Here is a 14,014-nt window from a genome sequence, read left to right on the forward strand (position 1 = left end):
GTCACAGCTGAAGTCGATCGGGCTCGAACCTTATGATTGCCTCAATCCAGGACTGATGGACTATATCGCCACCTGGACGGCCAAGCGGTCCGGCGCGTTGCCGGCCTAGTAGCCGCTCGACTATCATCGATCGAGCCGGGCGACGCCGCCCGGCTCTTTCACATTTGGAACAACGATGCCCGCACCTGCTATTCTCGTCGATGCCGACGCTTGCCCAGTGAAGGCCGAGGTCGAAAAAGTCGCCGAGCGGCACGGCATCGTCGTCACCTTCGTCTCCAATGGCGGCTTGCGTCCGTCGCGCGATCCGATGATCCGCAATGTCGTCGTCTCCAAGGGCGCCGATGCCGCCGACGACTGGATAGTCGAAAATGCCCGGTCCAACGATATCGTGGTGACCGCCGATATCCCGCTTGCCGCGCGCGCGGTGGCGCTTGGCGCCCACGTACTTGGTCCAACCGGACGCCCGTTTACGCCCGAAACGATCGGCATGGCGGTGGCAATGCGCGATCTCAAGCAGCATCTGCGCGAGACCGGCGAAAGCAAGGGCTACAATTCGAGCTTCGCGCCGCAGGACCGCTCGCGGTTCCTCGGCGAGCTTGACCGCATCCTACGGCGGGCGCTGAAATCCGTGTCTGCGGACTGAAGGCCATGGCGACTGGTACCCCGACCAAGATGCCCATGCGACGCCACACGCCGTTCGCGGTGTCGGCCTGCATCGGCGTGGCAGCCTTTGGCGCCGCGCTGGTCTGGCGTGCGCCGCTTGCCTATTCGATCGGCGCCAATGTGTTCTTTGCCGCCTATCTCGTCCTTGTCATCGCCCATATGCCGCGGCTTACCGGCAGCTATCTGCGCAAGAATGCAGGCGACACGGACCTGCCGGTACTGGCCATCTTCGCGGTCACGCTGATTGTCGTCGCTATTGCCATCATGTCGTTGTTTCAATTGATCAACAGGGAGAAGAGCGCGGACACCGTCGAGCTTATGGTGGCGCTGCTGTCTATCCCGCTTGGCTGGTTGACCATCCATGCGATGGCCGCACTTCACTACGCGCATATCTACTGGTTGGATGGCGATGCGATGGATGGCGACACAAAAAAGAAAATTCCGGTCGGCGGCCTCGACTTCCCGGGCGGCAAGCGGCCGGAAGGCTCGGATTTCCTCTATTTCGCCACGGTGATCGGCATGACGGCGCAAACCGCCGACACCAACATCACGACCTCGCAAATGCGCCGTGTCGTGCTTGTGCATTCGATCCTGTCGTTCTTCTTCAACACGGTCATCGTGGCAGCCGCGGTCAACCTCGCCGTCAGCCTCGGCAGTCCGTAATAAATCCGTGATCGGGTGAAACATCGCTTAGGCTGGCGACGTATTGGGAGGAGAAGAGATCTGACGAGGCCGCGGAACCGCTTGGCAGGGAGGCACGGAAAATATGGAATCAGTTGCCAGAGACGAAGCCAGCACCGGGGCAGATAGCGCTGCTTCGACGGATGCGACGCTGATCTATCGGCAGTCGCGCTGGACGCGGCTGACGCATTGGCTGTGGGCGATCGCGCTGTTCTTCATGCTGCTTTCCGGCCTGCAGATCTTCAACGCCCGCCCGCAGCTCTATATCGGCAAGGAGTCGGGTTTTGGCTACAACAACACCGTCTTCGCCATTGGCGCCGAGAATACGGCGACTGGCCCGCGCGGCTATACCGAAATCTTCGGCAAGCGCTTCGATACCACTGGCGTGCTCGGCTGGTCGGGTCCGGCCGGCCAGGAGACCTCCCGTGCCTTCCCGTCCTGGGCGACGATCCCTTCCTATTACGATCTCGGCACCGCGCGCGTTGTTCATTTCTTCTTCGCCTGGGTGCTGACCACCACGCTGCTGGTCTGGCTGGTCGCCAGCCTGATCAACGGCCATTTGCGCCGCGATCTTGCCCCGCGCCTCGATGATTTCAGGCGCCTGCCGCGAGACATTGTCGAGCACGCCAAGCTCAGGTTCCATCACACGCGCGACTACAACACGCTGCAGAAGATGGCCTATGGCGGCGTGCTGTTCGTGCTGCTGCCGCTGATGATCATCACCGGCCTTGCCATGTCGCCGAGCATGGATTCGGTGCTGCCGTTCCTGAATGATCTGCTCGGCGGCCGACAGACGGCACGCACCATTCATTTCACGGTGATGCTGCTGCTCGTCGCCTTCTTCATTATCCACATCCTGATGATCCTGGCCGCCGGCCCGATCAACGAGCTGCGCTCCATCATCACCGGGTGGTACCGAACCGACCCGCCGGCGCATGGCGACAAAGCGCCAGAGAGGAGTGCCTGACATGGCGAAATTCGAGATCAGCCCCAAGCTACAGATAAGCCGAAGAAAGTTCCTGACCTCGGCCAGCCTCGGCCTTTCCGGCATCATGCTGTCGGGCTGCGACGCCTTCGACAGCCAGCTTGGCGTCGGCGACAGCCTGCGCAGCTTCCTCGAAAGCGCCAATGGCCTGACCTGGCGGGCGCAGCGACTGCTTGCCGGCGCTGATGCGCTGGCGCCGGAGTTCACCGAGGCCGACATTCGCCAGCCGCAGCGGCCGAACGGTGTCACCGCACCGGACGACGATTTCTACAAGGGCCTGCTCGCCAGCGATTTCGCCGACTGGCGGCTGGAGGTTTCAGGCCTGGTCGAAAAACCGCTGTCGCTGAGCCGCGAGCAGCTGATGAACATGCCGAGCCGCACCCAGATCACCCGTCACGACTGCGTCGAAGGCTGGAGCTGCATTGCCAAATGGACCGGCACGCCGCTGTCGCTGGTGCTCGACCAGGCAGTGGTCAAGCCGCAGGCGCGCTACGTCATGTTCCACTGCCTCGATACGATCGACCGCAGCCTGGCCGGCGATATCAAATATTACGGCTCGATCGACCTGATCGATGCTCGCCATCCGCAGACGATCCTTGCCTATGGCCTCAACGGCAAGCCATTGCCGGTCGAGAACGGCGCGCCGCTGCGCGTCCGCGTCGAGCGCCAGCTCGGCTACAAGATGCCGAAATACCTCTACAAGATCGAGCTGGTCGACGGCTTCGCCAACATCGGCGGCGGCAGAGGCGGCTATTGGGAGGACAATGGCTACGACTGGTACGGCGGCATCTGACCGAAACCTGACCCGAGCTTCATCTAACTGTCGTCGTCGCTGTCGTCGCCGTCGCTGCGCAGGGCCGGATTCAGGTCAGGATTGTCGTCAGGGGTGACAAGCTTGCCCAGCCCATGCGGTCCCTGGTAGTTGCCGTGGGTATCGAAGTTGGGGTTGCCCTGATTGTCGAATTGCGGCGTCGGATCGATCCATTGGTCGTAACGGCGCGGGCGCGGCTTCGGATAGTAATTATCGGAATGATGGCGATGCGAATCGCCGTTGTCGAGAATGGCGCCTACCACGCCGCCGACGATAATGGCTGCGGCGACGTCGCCAGCAGAGGGATTGCGGTTGGGGCTGGCGACTGCGAATTCGGCCGAGCAACCATTGTCGACCCAGATGCCGCCGCCGTCATAGCCCCAGCTTCTACCGTATACGCAACGCGCCTTCGACAGCCGGGAGGTCAACTGCACGCCGCGGCGCGTATCGATCCCGCAATAGGAATAGCGGTAATCGGCGCTGGAGCAGACCACGCGTTTTGCCCCCGCAGCCTGCGCTGCCGCCGGCAGCAGCGAAAGCTTCGCCGGATTGCCCAGGATGCAAACCAGGAACATCATCGAACCGGTAACCGCCATCCATGCCGACATCGCAACTCTCCATCAGGGTCCGCTATCGACAGAATGGCACCTCTGTGTAAATCTGACAACCGGACGGGCTCAGCGAGGTTATATTAATGCGCGCTAAGATGATCGCCACAACTATACTTGCCCTTTCTGCGTGGTTGGCTTTGTCGCTGCTGCCAGCCCGGGCGGACGACAGCCTCAAGCGCATCATCGACCAGAAGACACTGACGGTCGGCGTGGCGCTCAACCCGCCATGGATCCTCAAGAAGGCCGACGGGAAGTTCGCCGGCTATGATGTCGACCTGACCAGTGCGCTGGCGTCTGATCTCGGCGTCGACCTGAAGCTGGTCGAGGTGCCCTGGAACGACCTTAAGGCAAGACTGCTCAAGGGTGATTTCGACATGATCGCGGCGGGCTACGCCAGCACGCCGGAACGCGCACGCGAGGTGGTATTCTCCAACCAGACCGGTACCGCCGATATCCGTATGGTTGCGACGATCGCCAGCCTTGGGAAAAGGCCGGGAAAGGCAGTGGCGGCGCCGGGATATAAGATCGCCGTGCTGTCCAATTCCACCGATGAAGCCGCCGCGAAGGAAGCCTTTCCCAAGGCGACCATCCTGTCTTTCGACAATACCTCAGATGTTTTCGCCGCGATCATCGGCGGCGACGCACAGGCGATGGTCGCGACGTCGCCGACGCCGCAGATGGCCGCCAGGCTCTATGACGCGAAGTTGACGATGGTGGGCGGCCCGCTGTTGCGGACGCCGGAAGCGTTTGCGATGCGCCCGGACGATGTCCGCCTCATCCAATACGTCAACAACTGGATCGGCGCGCGCACCGCCGACGGCACCATAGGCGGCGTGCGCCGCTACTGGTTCGGCAGCTTCAAATGGATGTTGCGCTTCGACACCAGTGCCAAGCCGGAGCCCGCCAAACAATAGCGTCGCGCGACTGCTTATGCGACCTTGTCGATCAGCGGCTTCAGCGCCGGGTGGATTTCCGGCGAGGCGTGCTTGATTAGCGTCAGCAGCGCGCGCTCGTTCTCCTGCAGCGGCCGGTCGCCTATGTGTTCAGCGAGCCATTTGGCCTCGCCGGCATCGACCGTCTCGGCGCGGCGGGCCAGAGCCTCGGCTGCCTTGTTCTTGGACTCCCACTCGGCTTCGATATCGCCGGGTGAGCGATAGGCTTCCATGATGCCGGACAGGCCGCCCGATACCATGCGGCTGAAGAACCCGCCGATTTCCGGATCGGCCTGTTCGAAGAACGAATCCCGGCGCAGCGCCACATCGCGCACCGGCGGTTCGTAGCCGCCCGAACACATGACGAAATTGGCGATCGCCTTGACGAACAGATCGTTCCACGACGGATCGTTGTCGGCCGCCGCTGTCCGCTCGTTGATCTCGAACAGCACCTCGGCCTCGGCGCGGCTGATGGCGATGTTGCCATCGCCGCCGTAGGCGTAAAGGATGCGGCGCAACAGCTCGACCTCAGCCTTGGCAATCGACCCAGGGATAAGCCTGCCGCCGGTCATCAGCGGCCCCTTGCCGTCCACGACCGCATGAGCGACCTGCTCCAGCGCATAGCTGGAAAGCGTGCTCGGCGATGATTTGGCAACTTCCAGCACATGCACCAGCAGCTCGAGTTCGGTCTGGCTGTCGACCATGCCGTCGCGCGAAATCGTCCGGATCAGCCAGTCGGCATTGTCCTGCGAAACATAGCCCGCCGGCTTTTCCTGGTGGACGATGAAATCGGTGACGGCCTCGACGAAAAACTCAAGCCATTCTGCGCATTTGTCCCTCGCCGTTGCATCCAGCGCAAACAGCGCCTCGGCCTCGCCGCGCGTTACCACGCCGTCGCCGAACACTTCGCCGCGCAGCATGACCACGTCTTCCGCCGTGATCCGATTTTTCGAGGTCAGCCCGGCCACCGGCGCGCTCATGATCAATTCGCCCATTTTGTTCCCCGCCCGCCGCCGGTAATTGCCGGCCCTTATGCGGTATATCGGCAAGGTCTTGAGAAACCGGCAAGCGGCGTGGTTAGCGAAGGCTTGCCTGTAAAGAAGGCCCGCAGAAGACTTGGCGTAAAAATGTCGCCGGCAGGTGACAAGGTGTCGTCCACGGGCTATGGATGACGAGTCGAGGGCTCCTGACCGAGTCCTACCTGTTTGTGGGAGAGAGCAGCGAGAGCTGCCGCCGAAGGGGAAATCGCCCGAAATCTCTCAGGCAAAAGAACCGTAGACGGGAAAGACACTCTGGAAAGTCGGGGCTTGCCCCCGCGCCGAAGGTGTAAGCGCTGCCGACAGAGTTACGGGGCGCGAGTCTCTCAGGCTTCAGACAGAGGGGCACGGACTGGTCGCCATTCGCGGCCGCTTGCGTGCGACTCTGGAGATGACATGACGGGCGACGATACCAAACACCTTCCCCTCGAAGATCTGCACATGGCAGCTGGTGCGCGCTTTGGCGCCTTCGCCGGCTGGTCGATGCCGCTGACCTATCCGGCCGGCGTGATGAAGGAGCACCTGCACAGCCGTGAGCATGCCGGCCTGTTCGACATCTCGCACATGAAGCTGTTCGAAATCAGCGGTACGGGGGCAGCAGCGCTTCTGAACCGCGCCTGCCCGTTCGATGCCGGCGCACTTGAGGTTTCCCAGTCCAAATACACGTTCTTCCTCAATGAGGCGGCCGGCATTCTGGACGATCTGATCGTCACCAGGCTCGGCGCCGAGCGCTTCATGATGGTCGCCAATGCCGGCACCGCCGCCGCCGACGAAAAGCATCTGCGCGCACTGGCCAAAAATTTCGATGCAGAGGGCGATTTCGATGTAAAAGTGGATGCGCTCGACCGCGTCTTCCTGGCCATACAGGGCCCCGAGGCGTGGGCTGCCCTTTCCCGCGCCGGCATCGAGACCGGTTCGCTGGTGTTCATGCACGGCATCGAGCCGCGCGAAAAATGGTTCATGAGCCGGTCCGGCTATACCGGCGAAGACGGCTTCGAGATCGGCCTGCCGGAAGCGGATGCAAGAAACCTCGTCGCCAGGCTGCTCGAGGACGAGCGGGTGATGTGGGTCGGCCTTGCCGCCCGCGACAGCCTGCGGCTCGAAGCCGGACTGTGCCTGCACGGGCTGGACATCACGCCGGAGATCGATCCGGCCAGCGCCGGGCTGATGTGGGCCATCCCCAAGGAGGTTCGCGCCTCTGGCGCCTTCATCGGCGCCGATGCGCTGCGCGCCATCCTGGAGCGTGGTCCGGCGCAAAAACGCGTCGGCCTGAAGCCGGAAGGCCGCCAGCCGGTGCGCGCCGGTGCTGCCCTTTTCGATGCTGACGGCAACCCTGCCGGCCATGTCACCTCAGGCGGCTTCGGCCCCTCGGCCGGTCATCCGGTCGCCATGGGCTACGTCCAGACGCCGCTTGCCAAATCCGGCGCAAAACTGTTCGCCGATGTCCGCGGGACGAAAATCCCGGTCGACATCCACCCCTTGCCCTTCACGCCCCATCGCTACCGCAAAGGATGATTTCAATGGCAAAGACCTATTTCACCGAAGATCACGAATGGCTGCGCGTCGAGGGCGGCATCGCCACGGTCGGCATCACCGATTACGCGCAGCAGCAGCTCGGCGATCTCGTCTTCGTCGAACTGCCGGAGCCGGGGAAGAAGCTGGCCAAGGGCGACACCGCCGTGGTGGTCGAATCGGTCAAGGCCGCATCGGACGTCTACGCGCCGGTCGACGGCGAGATCACCGAGGCCAACACCTCGCTGTCATCGGATCCTTCACTCGTCAATTCGGCGGCAACCGGCGACGGCTGGTTGTGGAAGATGAAGCTGGCCAATGAGCGCCAACTCGACGGACTCCTCGATGAAGCCGCTTACAAAGCCCATATTGGTTGATAGCAGGACCAGGAAGATGACCGCAGCACCCTACCCCTTCTCGGCTCGCCATATCGGCCCGGGCCTCCATGACGTCAGAGCCATGCTGGCGACGATCGGCGTTCCTTCGGTCGAGACCCTGATCAGCCAGGCAGTGCCGAAGTCGATCCGGCTCGACCGGCCGCTGGCCCTGCCCGCCCCCGCAAGCGAAGCGGAAGCGCTGACCGAGCTCGCGGCGACGATGGCAAAGAACACGGTGCTGAAGAGCTTCATCGGTGCCGGGTATCATGGCGTCCACGTGCCGCCGGTGATCCAGCGCAACCTGTTCGAGAACCCGGCCTGGTATACGGCTTACACGCCTTACCAAGCCGAGATCAGTCAGGGCCGGCTGGAAATGCTGTTCAACTTCCAGACACTGGTGACGGAACTGACCGGCCTGCCGGTGGCATCGGCCTCGCTGCTCGACGAGGCGACGGCGGTGGCCGAAGCGGTTGGCATCGCGCTGCGCCATCATCGCGACAAGCGCACCAAGGTGGCACTGGCCGGCACGCCGCACCCGCAGACGCTGGACGTCGTGCGCACCCGTGCCGAGCCGCTCGGCATCGAGGTGGACGGCGAGGTGATCGACGACAACACCGCCGCCCTGCTGGTCTCCTGGCCCGATACGTTCGGCGTCTACGGCAATCACAAGGCAGCAATCGACAAGGCCCGCGCGGCCGGCGCGCTGGTCGTCTTCATCGCCGACCCGCTTGGCCTGACGCTGACCGATGCGCCGGCCAGGCTTGGCGCCGACATCGCCGTCGGCCCGATGCAGCGTTTTGGTGTGCCGATGGGCTTTGGCGGGCCGCACGCCGCCTATTGCGCCGTCTCCGACAGGCTGACACGGCTGATGCCCGGCCGGCTCGTTGGCCAGTCGACGGATAGCAAGGGCCGTCCCGGTTATCGCCTCGCTTTGCAGACACGCGAGCAGCATATCCGCCGCGACAAGGCGACGTCCAACATCTGCACCGCGCAGGCGCTGCTCGCCAACATGGCGACGGCCTATGCGATCTGGCATGGCCCTGCCGGGCTGCAGGCGATTGCCGGCCGTGTCCACACGCTGGCCAACCGCCTGGCTGCCGGCCTCAAGGCAGCAGGCGTTTCGGTGGTCGGCGAAAGCCGCTTCGACACTGTGACCGTGGAAGTGAAAGGCAAAGCCGGCGCCATCGCCGCCGCCGCCGAGAAGACCGGCCGGCTGCTGCGCGTCATCGACGCCGACCATGTCGGCATCAGCTTCGACGAGACCTCCACCGAAGCCGATCTGGAGGCGATCGCAGCACTTTTCGGCGCCAAGGCCGGCGTTGCCGCCGGCAGTTCCATGCCAGGAAAACCGCGCGCCAACGAGTTCCTCACCCAGCCCGTCTTCCGCGAAAACCACTCGGAAACCGACATGATGCGCTTCCTGCGCCGGCTGTCCGACAAGGACCTGGCGCTTGACCGCGCCATGATCCCGCTCGGCTCTTGCACCATGAAGCTCAACGCCGCCGCCGAAATGATGCCGGTGAGCTGGCCTGATGTCGCCAACCTGCATCCCTTCGCCCCGGCTGACCATTCGACCGGCTATCGCGCCATGATCGACGAGCTGGAAGGCTGGCTGGCGGAGATCACCGGCTTCGACGCGGTGACCCTGCAGCCCAATGCCGGCAGCCAGGGCGAATATGCCGGCCTGCTCGCCATTCGCGGCTACCACCGCTCACGCGGCGAAGGCCATCGCACCGTCTGCCTGATCCCGTCCTCGGCGCATGGCACCAATCCGGCAAGCGCGGCCATGGCCGGCATGAGCGTCGTCGTCGTGCGCTGCACCGAGGACGGCAATATCGACATGGTCGACCTGCAAGCCAAGGCGGCCGAGCATGCGCACAACCTTGCGGCGCTGATGTTCACCTATCCTTCGACGCATGGCGTATTCGAGGAGGGCGCGCGCGACCTTTGTGCCCTCGTCCACAGCCATGGCGGCCAGGTCTATTTCGACGGCGCCAATCTCAACGCGCTGGTCGGCCTCGCCCGTCCCGGCGATATCGGCGCCGATGTCTGCCACATGAACCTGCACAAGACCTTCTGCATCCCGCATGGCGGCGGCGGCCCCGGCGTCGGCCCGATCGGCGTCAAGGCGCATCTGAAGCCATATCTGCCCGGCCACGTCACCGAAGGCTCGGCCCATGCCGTGGCGGCGGCACCGTTCGGCAGTGCCTCCATCCTGCCGATCACCTGGATGTATATTCGCATGATGGGCGCTTCCGGCCTGAAGCAGGCGACCGAGACGGCGATCATCTCCGCCAACTATGTGGCGACGCGGCTTGGCGAGCATTTCCCCCTGCTTTACAAAGGGCGCAACGGACGCGTCGCGCATGAATGCATCCTCGACACCCGCGTGCTCAAGGACAGCGCCGGCATCAGCGTCGACGATATCGCCAAGCGGCTGATCGACTATGGCTTCCACGCGCCGACCATGTCGTTCCCGGTCGCCGGCACGCTGATGGTCGAGCCGACCGAGTCCGAGCCCAAGCGCGAGCTGGATCGTTTCTGCGAGGCCATGATCGCCATAGCCGGCGAGGCAGCCAAGGTGGCGAAGGGCGAATGGCCGTTGGCCGACAATCCTCTAGTCAATGCGCCGCACACCGCCGCCGAGGCATTGGCCGGCCAGTGGACCCATCCCTATTCGCGTCTGGAGGCAGCCTATCCAGCCGGCGATGCCGACACGGCGGCAAAATACTGGCCGCCGGTGTCACGCATCGACAATGTCGCCGGCGACCGCAACCTTGTCTGCTCCTGCCCGCCGCTGTCGGAATATCTGGGTGCGGCGGAATAGATCATGATCCCGAAAAGTGGAATCCGGTTTTCGGACAAGATCATGGGTCTAACAAGCAGATAGAAACCTCAATCAGGCAGAACGCAAGGCCGGCCCGTCGGCCTTGCTCGCCCGGTCCCGGACGACGACGCGATTTCGCCCGGCGCGCTTTGCCGCATAGAGTGCTGCGTCGGCTTCGGCCAGCACATCGTCGAGACCGGTGCCGTTTGTTCCGCCAAAGCCGATGCCGCCGCTGACTGTGCTTCGCAACGGACCGAGTTGGGTGGCCACGACTTCCGTGCCGAAGGCGACGCTGATCTTGCTCGCAATGTCATAGGCCTTCTCTTCCGTCATCCGCGACATGACGAGCACGAATTCCTCGCCGCCCAACCGGAAGGCGTCGACGCCGGTCCGGGCGTATTTCCTGATGACGGCGGCAAAGCGGCACAGAACCTGGTCGCCGACCGGGTGACCGAATACGTCGTTCGTCCTCTTGAAATGGTCAAGGTCGAACATGGCAACGGACATGAACGGACCGAAGACCCGCTCGCCGTAGAGTGCCGTCAACGCCCGCCGATTCATCAGCCCGGTCAATGGATCGGTCATCGTCTCGGCCTTCAATTCGATCTGCGCCTGCAAATGGTGCAGGGAGAGCGTCAATGCGCCGAGCCCGGTCATGCAGGCGACGGCCACGACGGAATTCACCCGCTCGGCCCAATTGTCCGGTGCTACACCCAGCACCCATTGGCCCGTGACCAGCAGGACCGCGCCGCAAAGTCCGAACGACAGCGCACAGACGCCGCTCAGGAACGAGACGACCAGCAATATCCGGCGATCGTGACCACCCTCAATCCAGAACATCGCCCCGATGAGCGAGAGCAGCGCCGTTACCGTCGCGTAGGTGACAATAAAGCCGACACCATCAAACCCGAGATACGTCGCGCCCGCGCAAACAGCCATCGCAACCAAGGTCGGCAAGATGGCTCGCCTGTAGTCGCCTGTGCCGAGATATTGCATGGCCGACAGGCAGATGATCAGGAAGCCGAGGCTGAGAAGCACAAGCACGATCTGGCAAAGCCAGGGGCTTGGATCCCTGGTGTAATGCCAGAACAACACGACATGTGCGACCAGCACGAGAATGCCGCAGGCCACCGTCAGCACAAAGCGTGCCTTTGGCGCGCTGAACCAGATCGCAAACATGGTGATGCTAAGGCACATGCCCGACAGCGCCGCCGCGAGCAGGAGCGAACTGTAATCCAACATGCTTAAGCGACAGCCTCTTGAGGGTTTCGCTGCATTATAGGTCAGCGACAGTCCGCAAATACCGTTTTTTCAGCCAATCTTGCGGCGTAACCTTCGGACAGGGTTTACAAAGCGTCGATGCTCCACCCTCGACCCCATTTCCGCCGCTTGGTTGTCGAATGGTTTTGCAGTAAGAGGCCCTATCCTCGAACGTAACAGGAACCTCCGTCGCCTGCCCGCCAAAAGCGTGGCAGTATCGGGTGGTGATTCGCAGCATCGGAATCCAGGACCGGCATGGACGACAATAACGATCTTTTCGCCAAATTCGACAAGCAGCCGCAACCGGCTCGCGCCGCCGCGCGCCCGGCCGACCCGCTGGTGCAGGCGGCGAAGCGGCCGGCGCCCCGCGACGCCAGCGAGAGCTATAGTGCCGCCGACATCGAAGTGCTGGAGGGGCTGGAGCCGGTGCGCCGCCGCCCGGGCATGTACATTGGCGGCACCGACGACAAGGCGATGCACCATCTGTTTGCCGAGGTTATCGACAATTCGATGGACGAGGCGGTCGCCGGCCATGCGACCTTCATCGATGTCGAGCTTTCCGCCGACGGATACCTGTCCGTAACCGACAACGGCCGCGGCATTCCGGTCGATCCGCACCCGAAATTCAAGAAGCCGGCTCTCGAACTCATCATGACGACGCTGCATTCAGGCGGCAAGTTCGACAGCAAGGTTTACGAAACGTCCGGCGGCCTGCACGGTGTCGGCGTTTCCGTGGTCAACGCGCTGTCCGACCATCTCGAGGTCGAGGTCGCGATTGGGCGCAAGCTCTATCGCCAGCGCTTCTCGCGAGGCGTTCCGGTGACCGGCCTGGAGCAGCTCGGCGAGGTGCACAACCGCCGCGGCACGAAGATCCGCTTCCATCCAGACGAGCAGATTTTCGGCAAGGGTGCTGCTTTCGAGCCGGCGCGGCTCTACCGCATGGCGCGGTCAAAGGCCTATCTGTTCGGCGGTGTCGAAATCCGCTGGACCTGCGATCCGTCGCTGATCAAGGAAAAGGACACGACGCCGGCCAAGGCAGAATTCCATTTTCCGGGCGGCCTCAAGGACTATCTGAAAGCCTCGCTCGGCGACGAATTCCAGGTCACCCGTGAAATGTTTGCCGGCAAGAGCGAGAAGCAGGGCGGCCACGGTTCGCTCGAATGGGCGGTGACCTGGTTCGGCGGCGACGGTTTTATCAATTCCTATTGCAACACCATCCCGACCGCGGAGGGCGGCACGCATGAGGCCGGCTTCCGCAACGTCCTGACGCGCGGCTTGCGCGCTTATGCCGACCTGGTCGGCAACAAGCGCGCCTCGATCGTCACTTCCGAGGATGTGATGATCTCGGCGGCGGGCATGCTGTCGGTGTTCATCCGCGAACCGGAATTCGTCGGCCAGACCAAGGACAGGCTGGCGACGATCGAGGCGATCCGCATCGTCGAAAGCGCCATCCGCGACCCGTTCGACCACTGGCTGGCCGACAATCCGCAGGAGGCTTCGAAACTGCTCGAATGGGTGATCGCGCGCGCCGACGAGCGGGTGCGCCGCCGCCAGGAAAAGGAAGTGTCGCGCAAGAGTGCGGTGCGCAAGCTGCGCCTGCCCGGCAAGCTCGCCGACTGCACGCAGAATGCCGCCGCCGGTGCCGAGTTGTTCATCGTCGAGGGCGATTCGGCCGGCGGTTCGGCAAAGCAGGCGCGCGACCGCGCCAGCCAGGCGGTGCTGCCGCTGCGCGGCAAGATCCTCAACGTCGCCAGCGCCGGCAACGACAAGCTTGCCGCCAACCAGCAGATATCCGACCTCATCCAGGCGCTTGGTTGCGGCACGCGCTCGAGATATCGCGACGAGGACCTGCGTTACGACCGGGTCATCATCATGACCGATGCCGACGTCGACGGCGCCCATATCGCCTCGTTGCTGATCACCTTTTTCTACCAGGAGATGCCGAGCCTGGTCCGCGGCGGCCATCTCTATCTGGCGGTGCCGCCGCTTTATTCGATCCGGCAAGGCGGCAAGGTCGCCTATGCCCGCAACGATGCGCACAAGGACGAACTCCTGCGCACCGAATTCACCGGGCGCGGCAAGGTCGAAATCGGCCGCTTCAAGGGGCTGGGCGAAATGATGGCTGCCCAGCTCAAGGAAACCACCATGGACCCGAAAAAGCGCACGCTGCTCAGGGTCGACGTTATCGATGCCGAGGCGGCGACCAAGGATGCGGTCGACGCATTGATGGGGACCAAGCCCGAGGCCCGTTTCCGCTTCATCCAGGAACGCGCGGAATTCGCCGAGACGGAAGTGCTGGATATCTGAGCTCCCGCCGC

General features: G+C 63.4%; 12 protein-coding genes, 1 pseudogene and 1 riboswitch. Of the genes and pseudogenes, 10 read left to right on the forward strand and 3 right to left on the reverse strand.

Annotated features, from left to right (window positions below):
- From NKH99_RS15915 to NKH99_RS15935, 5 genes and pseudogenes are all read left to right on the forward strand, one after another.
- Window positions 1–109, forward strand: a pseudogene (locus NKH99_RS15915) (S-(hydroxymethyl)glutathione synthase); the annotation flags it as partial.
- A 66-nt stretch (window positions 110–175) separates the two neighbouring features.
- Window positions 176–643, forward strand: coding sequence for a YaiI/YqxD family protein (locus NKH99_RS15920; RefSeq protein WP_353014676.1), 468 nt, complete (start codon window positions 176–178; stop codon window positions 641–643).
- Between the two features lie 5 nt (window positions 644–648).
- Window positions 649–1,326: a DUF1345 domain-containing protein gene (locus NKH99_RS15925; RefSeq protein ID WP_352473888.1), complete on the forward strand. Its 678-nt coding sequence runs from the start codon at window positions 649–651 to the stop codon at window positions 1,324–1,326.
- Window positions 1,327–1,429: 103 nt separating this feature from the next.
- Window positions 1,430–2,311 (forward strand): cytochrome b/b6 domain-containing protein, encoded by an 882-nt coding sequence (locus tag NKH99_RS15930; protein ID WP_353014677.1) that lies wholly within the window; start codon window positions 1,430–1,432, stop codon window positions 2,309–2,311.
- A 1-nt stretch (window position 2,312) separates the two neighbouring features.
- On the forward strand, window positions 2,313–3,122 hold the full coding sequence (locus NKH99_RS15935) for a molybdopterin-binding protein (protein ID WP_352614056.1): 810 nt from the start codon (window positions 2,313–2,315) through the stop codon (window positions 3,120–3,122).
- A 23-nt stretch (window positions 3,123–3,145) separates the two neighbouring features.
- On the opposite strand, the gene NKH99_RS15940 is transcribed toward NKH99_RS15935, so the two are convergent.
- Complete coding sequence (locus NKH99_RS15940; protein WP_352816753.1) at window positions 3,146–3,748, reverse strand: DUF3011 domain-containing protein; 603 nt, start codon at window positions 3,746–3,748, stop codon at window positions 3,146–3,148.
- An 86-nt stretch (window positions 3,749–3,834) separates the two neighbouring features.
- On the opposite strand from NKH99_RS15940, the gene NKH99_RS15945 reads away from it, so the two are divergent.
- Window positions 3,835–4,665, forward strand: a complete 831-nt coding sequence (locus tag NKH99_RS15945; RefSeq protein ID WP_353014678.1) for a transporter substrate-binding domain-containing protein — start codon at window positions 3,835–3,837, stop codon at window positions 4,663–4,665.
- A gap of 14 nt (window positions 4,666–4,679) precedes the next feature.
- Here the strand turns inward: NKH99_RS15945 and NKH99_RS15950 are convergent, their stop codons facing one another.
- Window positions 4,680–5,678: a hypothetical protein gene (locus NKH99_RS15950; RefSeq protein WP_353014680.1), complete on the reverse strand. Its 999-nt coding sequence runs from the start codon at window positions 5,676–5,678 to the stop codon at window positions 4,680–4,682.
- 203 nt (window positions 5,679–5,881) lie between these two features.
- Window positions 5,882–5,968: riboswitch (glycine riboswitch) on the forward strand.
- Window positions 5,969–6,116: 148 nt separating this feature from the next.
- On the opposite strand from NKH99_RS15950, the gene gcvT reads away from it, so the two are divergent.
- Genes gcvT through gcvP form a run of 3 tightly spaced genes read left to right on the forward strand, consistent with a single transcriptional unit; the run spans window position 6,117 to window position 10,436 of the window.
- Entirely contained in the window at window positions 6,117–7,235 is a 1,119-nt protein-coding gene (gene gcvT, locus NKH99_RS15955; protein ID WP_353014682.1) for a glycine cleavage system aminomethyltransferase GcvT, read from the forward strand.
- Between the two features lie 5 nt (window positions 7,236–7,240).
- Entirely contained in the window at window positions 7,241–7,609 is a 369-nt protein-coding gene (gene gcvH / locus NKH99_RS15960; RefSeq protein ID WP_352451343.1) for a glycine cleavage system protein GcvH, read from the forward strand.
- 16 nt (window positions 7,610–7,625) lie between these two features.
- The gene (gcvP, locus tag NKH99_RS15965; RefSeq protein ID WP_353014683.1) at window positions 7,626–10,436 is read left to right on the forward strand and encodes an aminomethyl-transferring glycine dehydrogenase; all 2,811 of its coding nucleotides are present in this window, start codon (window positions 7,626–7,628) and stop codon (window positions 10,434–10,436) included.
- Window positions 10,437–10,508: 72 nt separating this feature from the next.
- On the opposite strand, the gene NKH99_RS15970 is transcribed toward gcvP, so the two are convergent.
- The gene (locus NKH99_RS15970; protein WP_353014684.1) at window positions 10,509–11,678 is read right to left on the reverse strand and encodes a GGDEF domain-containing protein; all 1,170 of its coding nucleotides are present in this window, start codon (window positions 11,676–11,678) and stop codon (window positions 10,509–10,511) included.
- A gap of 273 nt (window positions 11,679–11,951) precedes the next feature.
- On the opposite strand from NKH99_RS15970, the gene parE reads away from it, so the two are divergent.
- Window positions 11,952–14,003: a DNA topoisomerase IV subunit B gene (gene parE / locus NKH99_RS15975; RefSeq protein ID WP_352647821.1), complete on the forward strand. Its 2,052-nt coding sequence runs from the start codon at window positions 11,952–11,954 to the stop codon at window positions 14,001–14,003.
- The last annotated feature ends 11 nt before the right edge of the window (window positions 14,004–14,014 follow it).

The organism is Mesorhizobium sp. M0854 (assembly GCF_040319815.1).
Classification (GTDB): domain Bacteria; phylum Pseudomonadota; class Alphaproteobacteria; order Rhizobiales; family Rhizobiaceae; genus Mesorhizobium.